Source organism: Streptacidiphilus sp. P02-A3a (genome assembly GCF_014084105.1).
Classification (GTDB): domain Bacteria; phylum Actinomycetota; class Actinomycetes; order Streptomycetales; family Streptomycetaceae; genus Streptacidiphilus.
Genome location: NZ_CP048289.1, coordinates 3,644,515 through 3,662,048 on the forward strand (window position 1 = coordinate 3,644,515; position 17,534 = coordinate 3,662,048).

The 17,534-nt window shown below is 70.4% G+C and carries 13 protein-coding genes and 1 pseudogene; 7 read left to right on the forward strand and 7 right to left on the reverse strand.

The genetic code is table 11. From position 1 onward, the window contains the following. Positions 1-47: 47 nt before the first annotated feature. Complete coding sequence (hutH, locus tag GXP74_RS16525) at positions 48-1,742, reverse strand: histidine ammonia-lyase (protein WP_225447984.1); 1,695 nt, start codon at positions 1,740-1,742, stop codon at positions 48-50. Between the two features lie 297 nt (positions 1,743-2,039). Between hutH and GXP74_RS16530 the strand changes: the two genes are divergently transcribed. From GXP74_RS16530 to GXP74_RS16540, 3 genes are all read left to right on the forward strand, one after another. Beyond that, entirely contained in the window at positions 2,040-2,954 is a 915-nt protein-coding gene (locus GXP74_RS16530) for an isopenicillin N synthase family oxygenase (protein WP_182452238.1), read from the forward strand. A 168-nt stretch (positions 2,955-3,122) separates the two neighbouring features. Continuing rightward, the gene (locus tag GXP74_RS16535) at positions 3,123-3,959 is read left to right on the forward strand and encodes a heavy metal-binding domain-containing protein (RefSeq protein ID WP_182452239.1); all 837 of its coding nucleotides are present in this window, start codon (positions 3,123-3,125) and stop codon (positions 3,957-3,959) included. Between the two features lie 282 nt (positions 3,960-4,241). Further along, positions 4,242-4,403, forward strand: a complete 162-nt coding sequence (locus GXP74_RS16540) for a DUF5670 family protein (protein ID WP_182452240.1) — start codon at positions 4,242-4,244, stop codon at positions 4,401-4,403. 548 nt (positions 4,404-4,951) lie between these two features. Here GXP74_RS16540 and GXP74_RS16545 read toward each other — a convergent pair. Continuing rightward, complete coding sequence (locus GXP74_RS16545; RefSeq protein ID WP_182452241.1) at positions 4,952-5,359, reverse strand: hypothetical protein; 408 nt, start codon at positions 5,357-5,359, stop codon at positions 4,952-4,954. Between the two features lie 367 nt (positions 5,360-5,726). Then, entirely contained in the window at positions 5,727-6,791 is a 1,065-nt protein-coding gene (locus GXP74_RS16550; RefSeq protein WP_182452242.1) for a hypothetical protein, read from the reverse strand. A gap of 181 nt (positions 6,792-6,972) precedes the next feature. Between GXP74_RS16550 and GXP74_RS16555 the strand changes: the two genes are divergently transcribed. Continuing rightward, entirely contained in the window at positions 6,973-8,094 is a 1,122-nt protein-coding gene (locus GXP74_RS16555; RefSeq protein ID WP_182452243.1) for an epoxide hydrolase family protein, read from the forward strand. 268 nt (positions 8,095-8,362) lie between these two features. Here GXP74_RS16555 and GXP74_RS16560 read toward each other — a convergent pair. The 3 genes and pseudogenes from GXP74_RS16560 to GXP74_RS16575 all read right to left on the reverse strand — a co-directional run. Continuing rightward, positions 8,363-8,485: pseudogene (locus GXP74_RS16560) on the reverse strand (alkyl sulfatase C-terminal domain-containing protein); the annotation flags it as partial. A gap of 902 nt (positions 8,486-9,387) precedes the next feature. Beyond that, complete coding sequence (locus GXP74_RS16570; protein WP_182452245.1) at positions 9,388-9,561, reverse strand: hypothetical protein; 174 nt, start codon at positions 9,559-9,561, stop codon at positions 9,388-9,390. A gap of 508 nt (positions 9,562-10,069) precedes the next feature. Beyond that, on the reverse strand, positions 10,070-10,273 hold the full coding sequence (locus GXP74_RS16575) for a hypothetical protein (protein ID WP_182452246.1): 204 nt from the start codon (positions 10,271-10,273) through the stop codon (positions 10,070-10,072). 264 nt (positions 10,274-10,537) lie between these two features. On the opposite strand from GXP74_RS16575, the gene GXP74_RS16580 reads away from it, so the two are divergent. Then, positions 10,538-11,473 (forward strand): trypsin-like peptidase domain-containing protein, encoded by a 936-nt coding sequence (locus GXP74_RS16580; RefSeq protein ID WP_182452247.1) that lies wholly within the window; start codon positions 10,538-10,540, stop codon positions 11,471-11,473. A 235-nt stretch (positions 11,474-11,708) separates the two neighbouring features. Here the strand turns inward: GXP74_RS16580 and GXP74_RS16585 are convergent, their stop codons facing one another. After that, the gene (locus GXP74_RS16585; protein WP_225447985.1) at positions 11,709-13,640 is read right to left on the reverse strand and encodes an alkyl/aryl-sulfatase; all 1,932 of its coding nucleotides are present in this window, start codon (positions 13,638-13,640) and stop codon (positions 11,709-11,711) included. Between the two features lie 305 nt (positions 13,641-13,945). Between GXP74_RS16585 and GXP74_RS16590 the strand changes: the two genes are divergently transcribed. After that, positions 13,946-14,314: a hypothetical protein gene (locus GXP74_RS16590; RefSeq protein WP_182452249.1), complete on the forward strand. Its 369-nt coding sequence runs from the start codon at positions 13,946-13,948 to the stop codon at positions 14,312-14,314. Further along, the gene (locus GXP74_RS16595) at positions 14,307-17,441 is read left to right on the forward strand and encodes a caspase family protein (RefSeq protein ID WP_182452250.1); all 3,135 of its coding nucleotides are present in this window, start codon (positions 14,307-14,309) and stop codon (positions 17,439-17,441) included. Before GXP74_RS16590 ends, GXP74_RS16595 begins: the two co-directional genes overlap by 8 nt. The last annotated feature ends 93 nt before the right edge of the window (positions 17,442-17,534 follow it).

The following is a 17,534-nucleotide window of genomic DNA, read 5'->3' on the forward strand; positions in this document are numbered from 1 at the left end:
GCGGCTCCCGGCCTCGGGGACGGGGGCGCGGTGCTGGGATGTGGCTGTCAGGAGTCGTTGGGGCGCAGTTCGCCGTGGCTGACGAGGTCGGTCGCTGTTTCGACGTCGGGTGTCATCCAGCGGTCGTCGCCGAGGGCTGCCACGTGGTCGCGGAAGCGTTGGTGGAGTTCGGTGGTGGCCTTGGCCATGGGCAGGGTGCCCATGAGGGGGCGGGCGAGGTCGACGCCTTGGTCGGCGAGGAGGAACTCGACGGCCAGGACGGTTTCGGCGCGGTCCAGGTTGTCGTCGAGGTTGCGGGCTGATGCCATGGCCATCGTGTTGTCGTCCTCCTGGCCGAACTTCTCCGGGCGCGACAGCACGTCGGCGGGCATCGCTCGTACCTGCATCTCGGGGATCAGTGCGGCGCCGACGGTCTGGACCTGCACCATGCCGGAGTTCAGGCCGACGGGCGGGGCGGCCAGGTTGTCGGGCAGTCCGTAGCTCCACTTCGATGAGATCAGGCGGCTGGACAGCTCGTCGCCGAGGACCGCCACGGCGGTGATGTCCGCGTTGAGGGTGTCCATCGCGTGGCCGATCTGGGCGCCGTCCCAGTTGCCGCCCATCACGAACTCGTAGGTGCCGGCGGGCTGCTTGAACAGCAGGGGGTTGGAGGTCGAGGCGTTGGCCTCGTGGCCGATGATGGTTTCCGCCTCGGTGAGGGTCTGGCGGGCGGTCGCGATGATGTGCGGGGCGGCGCGCACCGATACGGCGTCCTGGATCCGGGGGGAGGTCTCCCCGAACTGCTTGCGCCCTTGGTCGGTCATCCACGCGCTGCCGCGGGTCAGTGCGCGCAGGCGGGCTGCTTCCGCCTCTTCGGCGGGGAAGCGCCGCTCGGCGTGGGTGCGCGCGTCCAGCGAGCTCGCCTCCGCGCGGGTCGCCTCCAGGAACAGGCCGAACGCGCCGTCGAACTCGTCGAGGAAGGTCTCGGCCCGGCTGACGGACGCGGTGTAGCGGGCGGTCAGCACGCCGCTGCCGCTGATCAGCGGAAGGGCTTCCCCCGCCTGTAGCTCGAACGTGGGCGGCAGACCGGCCTGCGCGAGGACATCGCGGGTGTCGCGTGGCGGGCCGCCGCGGAACCGCGCCTGTCCCGCGTCGCCGGTCAGGACGAGGCCGGCGGCCGCCATGGGCTGAAGGTCACCGGTACCCAGCGAGCCGATCGAGGGCATGACGGGGGTCACCCCGGCGTTCACCAGCGCCAGCATCCGCTCCACCATCTCGGGCCGCACACCCATGTGGGCGCGGGCCATCGCGTTCGCCCGCAGCACCAGCGCCAGCCGGGCCACCCCCTCCGGGAGCTCACTGCCCGTCCCGGCCGCGTGCGAGCGCAGGATCCGACGCTGGAAGTCACGCTGCTGCTCGTCCGTCAGGGTGTGGTCCTTGAGCGGACCCAACGCCTGGTTCCAGCCGTAGACGCGCTGCCCGCTGTTCAGCGCGGCCAGGGCGCCTGCCCGGGCCTGGCGCATCCGTACTGCGGCGGCCGGCGCCAGACGCAGCGGTCCGGACACTCCCCGCAGTACCGCCTTCATCTGGGAGACCGTCAGATGTCCGCCGTCGAGCGTCAGGCCCGAGGCGCTGGGGGAGAGCGTCGCGGACGGGGCCTGGGCCTGCGTGGGGGCCGGAGCCGCACTCGACACCAGGGCGACGGCGGTGGCCGTGACCACGGCCACCCGCACCGCACGGGGGGCAAGGGAAGAGAAGTTCACCCTACGACCATAGACATATATGATGGTTTATTAGGTTTCATTCTATTTCCTGATTTTCGTGGCGCACCGGCCGACTCGTCGTCGAGCAGGCCGGGCGGGAACCCTGCCGGGCGGTCAGCGGTGTGCCGTGTCGGGGATCTGGCCGGAATCCGATCCTGCGGGGTTGTACGAATTCTCGGGTGCCCTTCAAGATGACACAGCGGTTTGGGCCTCTGGTCCAGACATGCCTCGCGGTCCTGCGGTAGTCGGGGGCGGGGCCCCGCACGGTCCGATCGGCGACGGCGCAGGAGGACACGGGTGATACCGCACGTAGAGTTACCGGGCCACGCGGCCAACTGGACCTCGAAGGACCGGGCGGCAGTCGCCGCCGGGGCTGGTGGCCACTGCCGCCTCCAAGGGTTCTTCTTCGTCCACAACCACGGCATCCCCACTGACCTGATCGGGGAGGTGTACGGGGAAACGCAGCGGTTCTACCGGCTGCCGCCGACGGAGAAGAGCCGGTACGACGCCACCGAGCAGTCCCAGTTCCTGGGGTACCGCGGGCTCGGCAGGGAACGCAGTCGCACCCACGGCGGCACCGAGGCGTGCGAGCAGTACCGGGTCGGCAGCACCACCGACCAACTCCCCCCGCCCGTCTCTGTGGACTTCTACCACGCGCCGTTCCCCAAGTCCCTGGAGCTCTTCGCCCACTTGACCTGCCTGGCCGACGGAATCCTCGCCGCGTGCGCCCTGGACCTGGGGCTGGAGGAGAACGCGTTCACCCCCGGCCCGGGGGGAGGCCCGTTGCACCGGCTGGGCCTGAACCACTACGGTGCGAGCCACCCGTCCGCCGCCGCCTCCACCGCCGGTTATGCGATGTCGCCGCACATCGACCTGTCCCTGGTGACGATTTTGGACCAGGACGAACCTGGTCTGGAGGTCCGCGACCGCGACGGAACGTGGCTGGAGGTCCCCACCGTCCCTGGCGCGCTGTTCGTCTTCCTCGGCGACTACGTCCAGCGATGGACCAACGGGCGGCACCGGGCGGCACCGCACCGGGTCCGGCTGGTGCACCGCGACCGGATGTCTCTCCAGTACAAGCACCGGCCGGAGTACGGCGTCGTCGTGCGGCCGCTGGACGCTCTCACCGGTCCGGGCGATCCTCCCGTATACGCACCGCTGGACACCGGCCCCGACTACGTGGCCGTACTGAGGTCGATCCTCGGCGGATGACCGATGCCGGGACAGCAGCGTCGACTGGACAGGCCCGGGCCATCTGCTTGTCGGGCCGCATCGAGGCTGCGAGAGTGGAGGCGGGGTCCGGCGCGCGGGTTCGGGGAGCGGATGGTGGATTCGACGGGGAGTACGCGGTCATCGTCCGCGGCCGGACCATGGGCCGCGATGCTGTCGCCGCGCGGTTTCGCCGCGATCCGTGTGGCCGGTTTCGATTCGGTCGGACGGGTGCGCGGGACGGCGTCCTATCACGTCGAACTCAGCGGTGAGACCGGCGGCTGGCACGCACATGACTGTCGCTTCTCCCCAGCCTCGACGGGCCCGGCACCCGTGGCACTGTCCGGGGCCGGTGCACCCAGCGCCGTCCTGGTGGAGGTACTGGAAGGGGCGCGGCGCCGAGCGCTGGAGCGGCTGCGCACCGCCTGCGCGGGGCTCGGCGGCCACGGGGTGGTGGGCGTGCAGGTGGGGATCGCACCGTCCGAAGTGGAGCCGCTGGGCATGGACTTCACGGTCAGCGGCACCGCCGTGCGAGCACGCGGTGTGGCCAACATCGATGCCCGCCCCTTCGTCACGCACCTGGTCGGCGAGGGTTTCGCCAAGCTCGTCCTGGCCGGCTGGGTGCCGGTGGACCTCCTCGTCGGACGGTCCATCGGAGTGCGGCACGAGGACGTGGAGAGCTGGAGCCAGCTGCATTCCGTCACCAACCGGGAGGTGGACGGCTGGACGGCCCTGCTCGGCGGCGTGCGCGCCGACGCCCGCTCCCGGCTCCGGCGGCAAGCTGCGGAGCTGGGCGGCGACGGAGTCCTACTGAACGGTGCCGAGCTCACCGTGGGCGAGCAGCGGTGCCAGGCGGAGTCCCCGTCCCCCGGGAGGGACGAGCCCACGGACCGAGTCGCCCACTGCACCATCGTCGGCACCTCAATCGCCCGCTTCACCAGTGGATCGGCCGGAGCGCATCCGCTCACCATGATCCCTCTGCACGGCACGACGGCGCGGCGGATCTGAGGTGGAGCCCGACTACCGGGCCACCTGTCGCGCCCGCCCGAGGGCGGTCACCGTCGAGCGCTCCTCAGCCGTCGGGTGTTCCGCAGCAGCACGCTCCTCCTGTCCACGATCACGGCATCGGTGCCGCTGGCCCGGCCGCGCCAGCTTCGAACTCCGCCACCGCATCCTGCTCCAGTAGCGCAAAGTCACCCCACAGGAAAAGCCCGCTGCCCGTACGGGGGCGAAAGCCGCGCATAACTCCGGTAGCCGGGGGCAGCAGCGTGACGAAGGAGGATGATAACAATGGGTGCTCTTCTGCTGGTTCTTCTACTCGCCCTTATCCTGGGCGGTGCGGGTTTCGCCATCCACATTCTGTGGTGGGTCGCCGTGGTGGTCCTGGTGCTGTGGGTCGTCGGGTTCTTCGCTCGCAGCAGCGGCGGAGGCGGCCGCTGGTACCGCTGGTAACCAGGCACACACGATAACTGCGGGCATGCCGTGGGGCGCACCGGTTCGGTGCGCCCCACGGCATGCCCGCGGCTGGATCACCGTCCGGACTGGTCCACCCCTCGTGTGCACCTCGGCGGGAACCCTGGGTAGGGGCTGTACAGGGGTCGGCGCCGGCCAGCCAACGTGTGACCCGCACGCATCCTCCAGGCGCCGCGCCGACCCCTCCCCCCAACAGAAGGTCGGCAGGCGCACGGCCGGTCGCGGCGCGGGTCGGCCGGCGTTACCGCCTCGCCACGACTCGGGGGCGGTCGGGCTTCTCGTTGTCGTCCCCGACTCGGGGGCGGGTGGCGTTGACGACCTCGGCGCTGCGCTCGTAGGCCGTGACGGCGAGAGCCCAGTCCTCTATGCCGCGGCCGTCGGTCGGCCCTCGGTGGACCGGGGTTGTAGTTACCCATCTGCCCCCTGCCCGGTTGCCGGCCACGGCGGTGTTGCGCGAACGGTGCCGACACCCGACGGGCGGCGGCGCACCGGACCCGCGCTCGGATCGTGCGGGCCTCCCGGCAGGGTCAGTTCTTGGGGCCGAACCTGTCGGCACCGGGGACCCCCGAGTCGGTCACCTCCACGGCGAGGCTCACGCCGGGGCCGTCGTAGACGCCGGGGCTGTTGTAGACGACGCCGCCGTAGTTGACACCAGCCTGCGGCTGGTCTCCCGCGGAGGACACCGTGAGGAAGACCGTGTCACCGGTGTTCATATCGATGATCATGTAGTAGCAGTTGCCCGTGTCGACGGTCGGGTCCACGAACATGTGGTCGTGGCCGTCGACGATCTTGGTCAGCTCCAGGGCCTGGCACGCCGAGTCGGCGACCACCGGGGTGGGCGACACGCTGGCGTTGGCGAGGCCCGGTGCGGCGAGCACCATCGCGCAGGCGCCGAGCGCCAGCACGCCGACCCGGATGAAACCCTTGCGAGGCATTCGTGCTCCTTCCGATCTGCGGCCCCAGTGGCCGCTGGACTCCCGCGCCGGATGACGACGAGAAATCATGGCTGAAGTCCCTCCCGACGGCAGGCCCCGGTGGCCTGCCGTCCAATTCCCACCCTCGGACCCAGGAGGCTCCGAGGTGTGGTGCGCGATCCAGACCCTGGACCGGCCCCGCGCTGAGCGGCATGGCCAGGTTGCCCGAACGGCCGGGCGAAGTCCCGTTTCCCGCACGAACCCGTACAGCCCGCTCCTGGACCCTGCTTGTCAGAAGCACAGCTGGTAGTACTTCGTTGGGTCTGCATCGTTGCGAGTTGGGGGTGCGAGGCGGCTACTGGCGCTGGCAGGCGCAAGCCGCGCCCTCTCAGAGAGACCGTCTCCATTCGCGCAACACATCCGCTACCGCAGTGGTGCCGGGGTGCTCGTCGCCCAGCAGCCGCTCGGCATCGGTGGCGAGGCGTTGCCAGTACCTGAGAGCGATCGCGTGCAGGCCGGTGTCAAGGAGGCTTTCTCCGGTCCGGAACAGGACGAGGTGGCCGTCGGGCTGCCACAGCAGGGCGTCGGTGTTGGCGGCCAGGGCGTCGGTGTTGGCGCGCAGGACGGCGGACACGTCCGGGGCGGTGTGGTCGCCGGCGGGCCAGATCTCGATGAGGGCGTCCGCGACAGCCCCGACCGTCGCGGGGGTCTCGGCCGCGGGGGTGGCTTCCCTGACAGCGCGGGCGGTGAGGGCGTGCAGGCGCACCGCGCGTGGTCCGCCCTGGAAGTCGCAGGTCAGCAGCGCGTACTGGTGCAGCAGCCGCAGGGCTGTCCAGGCTTGCTCCGCCGTGGCCTGAGCGGGCCCGCTCGCCTCGGCGGGTGACGGGGTGCGGTGGGTGGCGAGGTAGTGGGTGAAGGCGGTGGTGGCCCACAGGGCCCGGGGGTGTCCGGCGGGGTCCAGGCGGGCGGCCAGACGGATCGCGGGGCGGGCCAGGCCCGCGGGGTCGTGCTGCTGGACGGCGTCCAGAGCCAGCACCAGCGAGGCGGTGACGTGGCGTCCGTAGCCGTCGGTATCGGCACCGGGTGGCAGCAGGCTGTCCAGGCGTGCGCGGCGGGCACCGCAGCGTTGCAGGTAGAGGGCGCAGGGCACGTCTTCGTTGACCATGTAGGCGGCGGCGTGGCCAAAGGCCAGCGGCAAGTGTCCCAGCGCGCGCACCAGGTCGTCCGCGTGTTCGTCCATCAGGTGGGGTGTGTGCGTGGTGGTGAAGCGGTCGCGCAGGTAGGCGAGGGCCTCGTCGTGGGTGTAGGTGTCGACGTCGACCACGGCCCGGCCGGCGCCGGAGACCAGAGCGTCGCGGCGGCGGGTGGTGGCCAGCACCCGGCCGTTGTCCCCGGCCGACGGCCTGGGCCACCAGGTGCGGGCGCCCTCCAGGTTGGTGAGGTCGTCCAGCACGACCAGCCAAGTGCGTTCGGTGACGGCCAGCCAGTCCGCTCCCCCTGGCCGACTCGTCCTCAGCCTGACCCGGCGCCCTACCGCCGACCGCCGCTCCAACCCGACGCCACGTGTGGGAGCCTGCGATGACGGTCCACCTGCATCTGATCCGATATCGCCTTGACCAGTAAGGAGCCTTGCCATGTCCGCCGAGCCATTCGAGGTCAGCATCACCGAGGCCGGGATCGCGGACCTGCGTGAACGATTGCGACGGACACGGTGGCCCGAGCGCGAGCCGGTGGACGACTGGTCACAGGGTTTGCCGCTGGCGTATGCGCAGGAGCTTTGCCGCAGTTGGGCCGAGGACTACGACTTCGGGTTCGCCGAGCGGCTGAACGTGTTCCCGCAGTACCGCGACACGATCGACGGGCTGGGCATCCACTTCCTGCACGTCCGCTCGCCGGAGCCGGACGCGTTCCCGCTCGTGCTCACGCACGGGTGGCCGGGTTCGGTGCTTGAGTTCCTGGAGGTCCTCGGCCCGCTCACCGACCCGCGCGCGCACGGCGGTGACCCGGCGGACGCGTTCCACGTGGTCGCGCCGTCGTTGCCCGGGTACGGCTGGAGTGACAAGCCGTCGACGACCGGGTGGGGCATCACTCGCACCGCGCGCGCCTGGGACACGTTGATGGTCTCGCTGGGATACGAACGGTACGGCGCGCAGGGCGGTGACTGGGGTTCGGCAGTGTCTGCGGTGCTCGGTGAGGTGGCGCCCGAGCGGGTAGCTGGCGTGCACCTGAACCTGGGATCCGTGGCGGCGGGCACGTTCGACGACCCGACGCCTGCGGAGCTGGCGAATTTCGAGGCCGAGAAGGAGATGCAGCGCACCGGCCGGGGATACTCGGCGATCCAGGCTACCCAGCCGCAGACGCTCGGCTACGGCCTCACCGACTCCCCGGCGGGGCAGGCCGCCTGGATCGCCGAGAAGTTCTGGGCGTGGACGGACAACGACGGCCATCCCGAGGACGCGTTGTCGCGGCAGACGATCCTCGACGAGATCTCGGTCTATTGGTTCACCGCGTCGGCCACGTCGTCGGCGCGCCTGTACTGGGAGAGCTTCGCCAACTTCCGAGACAAGGTGACCGCGCCATCCGGGCTGTCGGTCTACCCATGCGACATCACCCGCCCGTCGAGGCGGGAGGCCGAGCTGCGGTTCACCGACCTGCGCTGGTTCGAGGAGCTGCCGCATGGTGGCCACTTCGCCGCGCTGGAGCAGCCGGAGTCGCTGGTCAAGCAGGTGCGCGGCTTCTTCCGCCTGTTCCGCTGACTATCCGTGCCACTCCCTGGGAAAGCCCGCGCCCAGGGGGATGGTCCTGTCCGCCCCCGAGTTACCGGCAAATCACGTTGTGGGGCGGTTTACTTACGGGAGAAGTCAGTTGATACGGCGCGGTTCCACGGTCGGGAGGTCCGGCTGCGCGGCGTCGCGCGCGGTCGGCGTCCGGCCCCGGCCGCGGTCACTTCGCGGCGTCCAGCGCGCTCCGCAGCGAGCGGATGCAGCCCTGGCTGGTGCAACCGGCCCCGGGGACCGGCGGCGGCTACGGGGTGACGATGTCGAACTCGGAGTCGAACTCGTCCACCAGTCCGCCGAGGGTCCGCAGCGCGGTCTCGTCTCCGTCGAGGGTGATCTTCCCGGCCTGGACGAGCTGTCCGGCGGTCGCGGGCTTGAGGAGGTTGCCTCTCGCAGACGTTCGTCCAGGGCCGGAGTGAAGTCTGGCTTCGGCTTACGGGTGATGGCCTTGGTCTGGGGCACGAGCCGGAGGCCCGCCCCGACGGCGCCGGGCCGCTGTCGGGGCGGCTTTCCCAGCAGGCGGCCACGGTCTGGCGGTAGCCGGGCGAGGCACCCTCCCGGCTTCGCGGCCCCCGGACTGCGGGCCCCGCCCTCGGGCAACCCGCGGCCTCGGCCGGGCAGTGGTGATCTGCCCCGGGGTCAGGGCCTTGATGTGTCGCTCGATGCCTGGACCTGCGTGTCCGGTGATCCGCCGCAGGAGCGCCGGGGTCTGCGGGCGCAGCTGCAGCTGCCCGCTGTCGGCGTCAACGCGACGGCTTGGACGTGGCCGGCCAGCTCGGGCGGGGTGATGGACGGCCACTGGTCCAGGACGGCGCCTCCGGCCACTGGGACCGCCCACGCGCCCTGGTCGACCAGGCTCTGGAGCACGGGGGCGAACCCAACCGACCCCCGCCCCGCGCTGACCGGCCGTGATCGGAGCACCGGCTGCTTGCGCCGCTTGGCCAGCCGGTCCCCGCGGTGACGGGCAGTGACCTTCGCGGCCTGTGGCGCCATCTTGGCCTCGGCCCGGCAGTCCAACAGTCCGGTGGCAGGTCCGAGGCCCGGGTTTCAGCAGCTGCGGGCGCGGCGGCCGCCGTGGTGGTCTCCGCGACCCCCAGGACTGAACCCATCGCGGTGGTGGTGCCCGGCAGAAGGACGCGGCTGGTGCGAATGACGACGCTCCCGGGTGTGCTCCGCGATTCGGAGTAGTAGCCGGTTGGCGGTCAGGCGCAGGTGGCTGCCGCAGGTGCTGGCAGGTGACGCGAGGGATTGTGTTGATCGTGGCCGGGTCGATCAGTGGTTGATGAGCATTGCGATTCCCCACATCACGGCGCAGGCCACGATCGTCGCCAGGATGATCCACACCTCGGACGGACCGCTGGTGTCACCGACCTCCGGGCTTTCCCCATCGGGCGAGTCGCCGCTGTTGTGGTGATGGTGGTTACTGTCGCTGTCGCCTCCGTGCATGATGCCCCCGCTCCTCGCTGTCTCCCGCAGGATGCCCGCCCCGACGCCAGGCAACCGCGCTGTGGCGGGGCGCGCGTGCAGCTGGACGGATCCCCACGTTCCCGGCCGGCTCGTCGTGCACCCGGCTGGCTCAATCCCCAACACGAGCAGCCTATCCAGGAGACTTGTGGGTAGGGACTCGCCGTGATGGATCCGAGGAAGCTCGCGACCGCCGCTTCGTGCGCGGGCGCAAATCCAACGTGATCGAGATCGACCACGTCGTGCCCCTCGGCGACCCCTGGACTGTCGGCGCCGCACCCAGCTCCGGGCCGCGCCGCCGACGTTGGAGCTGACGGTCACCGGCGGCGGGCGGCTGACTGGACCACTCGCGCGGTAGTCGCTATCGAGGATCTGGCCGTTCGCGTGCTCGGCGCCCCAGCCGTTGGGTGCCCACTGCCATCCCCGTCGGGTGGGGCCTTTCCGGGTGCGTCAGCGAACCGCTGACGCACCCTTCGGAGTTCCGGGCCGGTCAGTCATGGCCTCGCGGTCCGCCGTCCTGCGGCGGGCGGGGCGACCACGCGGCGTAAAGTGCTGTGGCAGCGGTGGTGTATCCGGCCGTCTGCTGAGGCGTGCAGTGCCCGAGCAGGACCAAGACGATCACGGCCGACAGGACCGCGAGGAAGACGACGAGATCGCCGGAAAAGCGCTTGCGGGGCTTGCGGGTGAGGGGCATCGATTCTCTCCAGGGTGACAGGGCCTGCCGCGCGGCGCACCGACGTCGACTGCGGCAGAGCGGTCGGAGCGAGGCGCCCTGTTCAGGTGCTCCGCCTTGTTCTAGTAAGCACCCACCGCGGAACTGCCCCGCGTGGCTCTGACGGCGCCGACGAGGTCCGTGCCGGGAGCTGGATAAAGGTCCCTCAGCGGCCGTAGAGTTCCTGACGCTTCCTGACACTTGTCGACTGAGGGGGACACGTTGTCGCGTAGGGGGACACGGGGTGTGGAACTGCCGCCGTTGGAGGAGTTCCCGGCAGGACCGCGGCGGGTGGTGCTGGAAGACCTGCACGCCCTCTACCGGGCGGCGGGCGGCCCGGGGGTGCGCGTGATCAGCGCCGGCCTCGCGGAGGGCGACTTCCGGGCCACGATGAATCGCGACCTGGTGGCGAGGGTGCTGAGCGGCCGGCAGTGGCCCACCGCCTGGCAACAACTCGACAGCCTTGTACGGTGGTTGGCCCTGCGGTCGATCGACTCCAGGGAGCCGACGGCGGAAGCTGACCGCTTTCTGCGGCTGTACCAGCTAGCCGCAGCCGAGCGGGACGGCACCGTGCGGGCACCGGCATCCACGGACTCGACGGTGCTGGTGTTCATGGGGCGCCACTCCGGGCCGCCCGACTGGGGGCTCGTCGGGATGGGGGTGGTCCTGGCGAACGGGACAGTACTCACCCGCGGCCACGTCGCCGACCGTGCTAGAGACGACGGACTGATGGTGGTGGTGCGGCTTGTCAGTGGGAATGCGGGATCACGCGCAAGGGTGTCGTACCGGGCCGCGGGAGAACCAGGCTTCGCCGTACTCACTCCCGATACCCCGATCGCAGGGGCGCCGGGAGTACGTTGGGGTCCACGGCCCTCCCCCGGTGCCCGGGTGAGGCTGTATCTCACACACGGATTCGAGTGCGAGAGCCTGTGGATCGCCGGAACCACGATGGGTCCCAGCGGCGCCGACGGAGCCTGGCAACTGGATGCCGCTCTGCCATCCGACAGTGGAAACCCGGACGGCATCAAACTCAACGGTTTCGCGGGCGCGCCCGTCCTCGATGACTCGGGCCGGGTCGTCGGCATCGTCTCGCGCCGACATGGGCAATTCGTGTGGATGACACCGGTCGACGTCATCGTCTCCCAAATGCCGTCCATCGCTCACCGTCAACCGCCGGCCTAAGGGATCGCCCGCCGCGAGACAATGAGGGGAATTAGCGTACGCCTCGGGAGGGCCGGCAGGAGCAGAAGGTACTCGCGGGCATGGTCAAGGCCGTCTGCAAGCGGTGCAACAACGAGGGAGGCACGGGCGTCGCGGGCGCGGACGCTCCAGGTGCTTCTGATAGGAGTCCTAAGCATCAGGAATTCACCGGCCGGTGAACAGAGGCCGTCCGCCGGGCGGGTCCGGCGGCTCTTGGTCAGGGGCTGATGATGTTGAAGTTGGGGTCGAACTCATCGAAGAGGTCGGCGAGTGTGTGCAGGACCTGACTGTCGCCGTCGAGCGTCAACTGGCCGGCCTGGGCGAGCCGCGCGGCAGCGGCGGGCTTCAGCAGGGCTCCGACCAGTGCGGCCTTGGGGCCGGTGACGGTGAGCTGGGTGTCGGCGGAGGCACCGCGGCGGGCGTTCAGGACGCCGCGGTTGACCCACATGGTCCAGGTCTCGTCGGCTTCGGTGAAGTGGAAGTCGATGCGCAGGTTCGCCTGGGCTGCTTTGTCGCCGATCAGGTGGACGGCGGCGTAGTCGAAGAGGATGTCCAGGGGCATGGCCAGGATGGTGTCCGGGCTGGCGGTGGCGAAGGTGGCGGCCTGGACGCCCTGGCGCAGTTCCTTGGCGGCGGTCAGGTAGATGCCGCGCCACTGCGGGCCCTCGGCCTGGTATCCCAACTGCTCGTAGGCGTCGGCCTGGAGGTCGCGGGCGGCCTGGTTGTCGGGCTGAGCGAAGACCAGGGTGTGCAGGATCTGGGCCGCCCAGCGGTAGTCGCCCGCGTCGATGGCGCGCTTGCCCTCGGCCATGACCTTCTCGGCGCCGATCAGGTCGACGAACCGGCGGGCGGACTCCACCGGGGGGTGCGGGTGGAGGGTGACCGGGTCGCCGTCCCACATGCCCAGTTCCTTGGTGAACACCGCGCGCACGTCGTGGTGCAGGGTGCCGTGGTAGCCGCGGTTGAACCACTTGCGGCCCAGCTCCTGCGGGAGCTCGATCTCCTCGGCCGCCTCCAGCGGGGTGTAGCCCTTGTTCGCGAGCCGCAGTGCCTGGTCGTGGATGTACTTGTAGGTGTCGCGCTGGGACTCGATGAACCCGGTGATCGCCTCGTTGCCCCACACCGGCCAGGTGTGCGGACCGTAGTGGACCTGGGCGTCGTCGCCCCAGCGCTCCAGGGTCTCGTCCAGGTAGCGGGCGAAGTTCCGGGCGTCGCGGGTGCGGGCCCCGCGCAGGGTCTGGATGTTGTGCAGCGAGTGGTTGGCGTTCTCCGCGCAGGTCAGCGCCGCCAGCTGGGGGATCCAGATGTGCATCTCCTCCGGTGCCTCGGTGTCCGGGGCGTAGAGGAACTCGAACTCCAGCCCGCCCAGCTCCCGCTTCGTACCGGTCTCGGTGATTGGGTCGGTCGGGGAGATGTAGGAGACGGTCACGCCGGGCAGCGAGGTGATGCCGATGCCGCAGGTGACGCAGCCGGTGGGGTCCAGTTCGAGCAGGCTGCCGAACGCGTAGCCGGCCCGCCGCGACATGGCGTTGCCGGCGATGACGTTCTCACCGATGGCGTGCTTGTCGAAGGACGCGATGGTGCCCGGCGCGATGATCGGCACCTTGCCCGAGGTCACGTCCTCGGCGCTGACGACGCCCTTGACCCCGCCGTAGTGGTCGATGTGGGTGTGGGTGTAGATCACGGCGGCGACCGGCTTGTCGCTGACGTGCTCGCGGATCATCGCCATGCCCTGGGAGGCGGCCTCGACGTTGGACGCACAGTCCACGACGACCAGGCCGGTATCGCCCTCGACGACGGTCAGGTTGGCCAGGTCGTTGTTCCGCACCTGGTAGATGCCGTCCACGACCTTGTACAGGCCGCCCTTGCGCATCAGCTGCGACTGCCGCCACAGGCTCGGGTGCACCGTGTCGGGGGCCGGGGCGTCGTCGGACAGGTAGTCGAACTTGGCGGTGTCGAAGATCAGGTGGCCGTCCGCGCCGCGCAGCTTGTCCGGGAACGGCGCGATCAGGTCGCGGTCGGCGTCCGCGAAGTCCTGCCGGTCGTCCATGTCGAACCGGGCCACCGCCTCGCGGTTCGCTGTGGCGGTCGCGGCGGTGGCGGGCTTGGGCGAGTAGGCCACGAGAGGACTCCCATCGGTCACGTCCATCGGGCGACCGCAGCAGCGAGACGGCCGCGGGCACGATGGCCCACGGAACACGCTTGCCGCGCACACCTTGACCAGCAACGCGGCGGGCCCGTTCGGGTGACCCCGCACGTGCTGCGCCGCCGCAGATCCGACAGCGGCGCCGGGTCCACACTGACAGCGCCCGGGTACAGCGAGCTCAGGACTGGCCGCCCGAAGGGCATCGCGGGTCAGTTGTCATGAACCGTAGTTTCCATGACACCAGGGCCACTTCCTGTGACAATAGGTCTACGTAGCGTCTGTTGCACCAAGCCGATGGGGGACACATCATGACGGCCGAGCACGCCTCGCACCAGCGGCACGCCATCGTGGTGACCGTGTCCGACCCGGTCGAGCTGCGGTCGCTCCACGAGCACCTCCGCCGGGTGCCCGGCGCGGAGGTCACCCGGATCCCGGGTCGACCCGGCCCCGGGGAACAGGGAGCCTGGGACGTCCTTGAGGTGCTGACCGGCAGCGGTAGTGCGCTGGCGGTCGTGGTCAGGGCTCTGCCGGACTTCATCCGGTCCCGCCGCTCGGACATCACGGTCACCATGACGTCGGGGGACCGCAGTATCACGATCAACAGGACCAACGTCGGCGAGGACGCGTGGGCAGCCGAGGTGAAGCCTGTTCTCGACGAGTGGACCGGCGATGCCTGACGCGCTGGACGGCGACTTCTCCCGCTCCAGAGCCGTCCTCATCGGCACCTGGGACTACCGGTACCTGAGCGCCGTGCCCGCGGCCGAGCACAGTCTGAACCGGATGCGGGCGCTGCTGGCAGGCCCGCTGTGCGGCGGCTGGCCCGAGGACCGCCTCCTGGTCCTCGGCAACCAAGGCAGGCTGGATGACCTGCCGGAACAGCTGACCCGGTGGTTCCACCAGGCGGCGGATGTCGCGTTGTTCTACTACGTCGGGCACGGCCAGTACGACAACGACGACGCACTCTGCCTGGCACTGGCCGAGTCCAGCGAGGACGCCTACCTGCGGACCAGCACCAGTCTCACGTACGACGCCGTTCGCAGAGCGCTCCAGTCCAGCGACGCGGCCACCAAGATCGCGATCGTGGACTGCTGCTACGCCGAACTGGCCGCCGGCCGCAACACCCTGGGGCCGGAGCAACCGGAGTTACCGCGCTCGGCGGGCATCTACCTGATGATGGCCAGCGGCGCCTCCTACACGGCCTGGTTCCAATCGGAAGCTGACATCGCCGCACCGCAGACCTACTTCACCAAGTACCTGGTTGACGTGATCGAACGCGGCATCCCCGGTCAGCCGGCGGCACTCACGCTCGGTTCGATCTTCGAGCGGGTCGCCGACGAGCTGCAACGTGACGGCAAGCCCGAACCCACGAGCCGCTTGAGCAACCGCGCTGCCGGCTACGCCTTCGCTCGCAACACCGCGGCGCCGACAGCGGCGCCGACAGTGGGCCCGTCCGCGGAATGGCGCCGTCCGACCGGACTTCCCGAGCGCCCCGCGAGCATCGCGCCGGTCCCGCCCGAGGGACCGGCGCGGCTCCCCTGGAGCGGGAGTCCCAGGGACAGCACCGGCGCTGACCGTGAGTCGGCCAGGGGCTGGGCGGCCCGGCCGGTCGACCGGACCGACCCGCGCCACCTCGCACCGGCAGCCGGGGCACCGGGTCTGGAATCCGCGGCGGACGAACTGGCGCGAGCGGCGCTTCTGCAGTGGCGCCAGACCCGGCACGACCGGAAGCTGGCCCAGGCGGCGCCGATACCAGTGCGGTGGAAGTGGTCCAGCCGTAGGGTGGCCGGCCCCATGGTGGCGGCTCTGGGGGACTCGGACGGCTCGCGCCCCTTCGCACCGTTGCCCGGCATTCCCGTGACGGAGTCCTGCGCTCTGCGGGAGGGTGGGCTGGCCGACCTGTTCCAGGTCTACGGTGGACTGCCCTCCGGCCGGATCGCCCTCCTCGGCCTCCCGGGCAGCGGCAAGTCCGAGGCGGCGCTGCTGACGGTGGTGACCGCGCTGGAGCACCGCGCGGCACTGGAGAACAACTCGGTTGAGCGAGCCAAGGTGCCGGTCCCGGTGCTGCTGAGCGTCACCGGATGGGATGCGAACCGTGAAGACCTGGCCGACTGGGTGGCGGCCCGTCTCGCCGAGGACTATCCCTTCCTGAAGCAGCGCAAGTACGGGCGCGGGATTCCCGCCGCGTTGGTGAAGAACGGTCGGATCGCGCTGTTCCTCGACGGATTCGACGAGCTGGCGCCGGAGCTGCGCCAGAAGGCCCTGAGGAGAATCGCTGTCCACTCCCCGTCCCGGGTGATGGTGTTCGCGCGCATCGACGAATTCGCCGACGCCGTCCGCGCCGGTCACCTGCCCGGGGCCGCGGTGTTGGAACTGGTAGGGATTCCCGGCCCGGTCGCTGCCGAGTACCTGCGGCGCTGGCAGGTGGAACCGGCGCCCGAGCCGTGGCAACGACTGATGGACCACCTGCGGAACCGGCCGGACAGCATTCTCTCCAGGGCCCTCAACATACCGCTGAGCCTCACCCTGGTCCGCGACGCGTTCCCCCGTTCCGACGCCCTCGTCGAACTGCTGGACGAGGACCGGTTCACGACCTCCGACGAGGTCATGGCCTATCTCCTGGACCGGTTCCTCTGCATCGCCTACCAACCGCAGGAATCCTCCGACCCGGTCCCCTACCGGGCGGCGCAGGCTCGCCAGTGGTTGAGCTACCTCGCCGCCACGATGGCGGAACACGGTACCTACAGCTTCGACTGGCGGCACCTGCCGCGGTGGGCGCGAGTATTCCCCAGGATCGTCATGCTCAGCACGGTGTGCACGCTCGCAGGAGCGTTCGGCGGCGCCCTGGTCTACGGCTGGGGCGGTTTCGACACCCAAGGATGGGGCGGCGCGAGCGACGGGAGTCTGGTCGGGGCGGTGCTGGGCCTGGTGATCGGCGCGGCGGCAGGGGCGGCCTCAGAACTGCGCGACTCCAGACCCGGCGGACTCGGTTGGCGGTTCGCCAACCACGGCAGGCGGCGGTTGGGCTTCAGCCCGGGGGTGGCAACGATCGTCGGGGTCGTCATCGGAACCGTCTCCGGCGACTACTGCTTCAACACCACCCACGCAATCGCGGCGGCGGGTGCGGTCTTCCTCGCCTCCGGCACCGGGGCCGGTGCGGTGGCCGGCCTGACCGCGATGCGTGTCCACCCGGCGCCCGGGCGGACGGTGTGGTCCCGCTGGAAGGCCCGGTACTCACGACTGCCCCTGCTCCCCGGCCTGGTCGCCGGTGGCCTGCCGCTGGGCTTCAGATACGCGTTCCCCCATGGCGTCTCCGCGGGACTCCACCCGGTCGAGGGGCCGCTGAACGGAATATGGGGCACGCTCATGGTCGCCCTCATCATCGGAGCCGCGCGCCTTCCCTACCAGGTGGCCATCCGAAGCGGTCGGCACGCCGTCTGGAGACGGGAGCGCCGCCGGGCCATCGCCTTCGGAGCGCTGTTCGGACTCTGCGTCGGCCTGGGCTTCGGTCTGCGCGAGGCCCTCATGTGGAACAAGGACCTCGTCGCCGCGGTGTTCCAGACGATCGGCATCGCCGTTCCCTGCGGAATATGTGTCACGATCGCCAGTTCCGACGCCTGGCGCAGCTCCTTGCTGTTCCTGCAGTGGCGTCTCCACGGTGCTTTCCCCGGCCGTGGTATGCGCTTCCTGGAGGATGCCTACAACCGCCAGATCCTACGGGCGGAGGGGCCCAGGTACCAGTTCCGCCATGCTCTGCTCCAGGACAGGCTCACTCGGGAGATCGCGGTCGAACTGCCCCAGCTCTGAATCCGCGCCGTGCGACGCGGGTCCGGGGCGCACGCGGCTCGCTGCGCCATCGGCCGGTAGGAACCCGCACAGACCCCGTCCGGTTCACGGCCG

What these genes read in the sequence shown, in the direction of transcription:
- GXP74_RS16595 (WP_182452250.1), top strand. Translation starts at nt 14,307, where the DNA reads ATGCCTGACGCGCTGGACGGCGACTTCTCCCGCTCCAGAGCCGTCCTC.
- GXP74_RS16545 (WP_182452241.1), bottom strand. Translation starts at nt 5,359, where the DNA reads ATGCCTCGCAAGGGTTTCATCCGGGTCGGCGTGCTGGCGCTCGGCGCC.
- GXP74_RS16535 (WP_182452239.1), top strand. Translation starts at nt 3,123, where the DNA reads ATGCTGTCGCCGCGCGGTTTCGCCGCGATCCGTGTGGCCGGTTTCGAT.
- GXP74_RS16555 (WP_182452243.1), top strand. Translation starts at nt 6,973, where the DNA reads ATGTCCGCCGAGCCATTCGAGGTCAGCATCACCGAGGCCGGGATCGCG.
- GXP74_RS16585 (WP_225447985.1), bottom strand. Translation starts at nt 13,640, where the DNA reads ATGGACGTGACCGATGGGAGTCCTCTCGTGGCCTACTCGCCCAAGCCC.
- GXP74_RS16540 (WP_182452240.1), top strand. Translation starts at nt 4,242, where the DNA reads ATGGGTGCTCTTCTGCTGGTTCTTCTACTCGCCCTTATCCTGGGCGGT.
- GXP74_RS16590 (WP_182452249.1), top strand. Translation starts at nt 13,946, where the DNA reads ATGACGGCCGAGCACGCCTCGCACCAGCGGCACGCCATCGTGGTGACC.
- GXP74_RS16570 (WP_182452245.1), bottom strand. Translation starts at nt 9,561, where the DNA reads ATGCACGGAGGCGACAGCGACAGTAACCACCATCACCACAACAGCGGC.
- GXP74_RS16575 (WP_182452246.1), bottom strand. Translation starts at nt 10,273, where the DNA reads ATGCCCCTCACCCGCAAGCCCCGCAAGCGCTTTTCCGGCGATCTCGTC.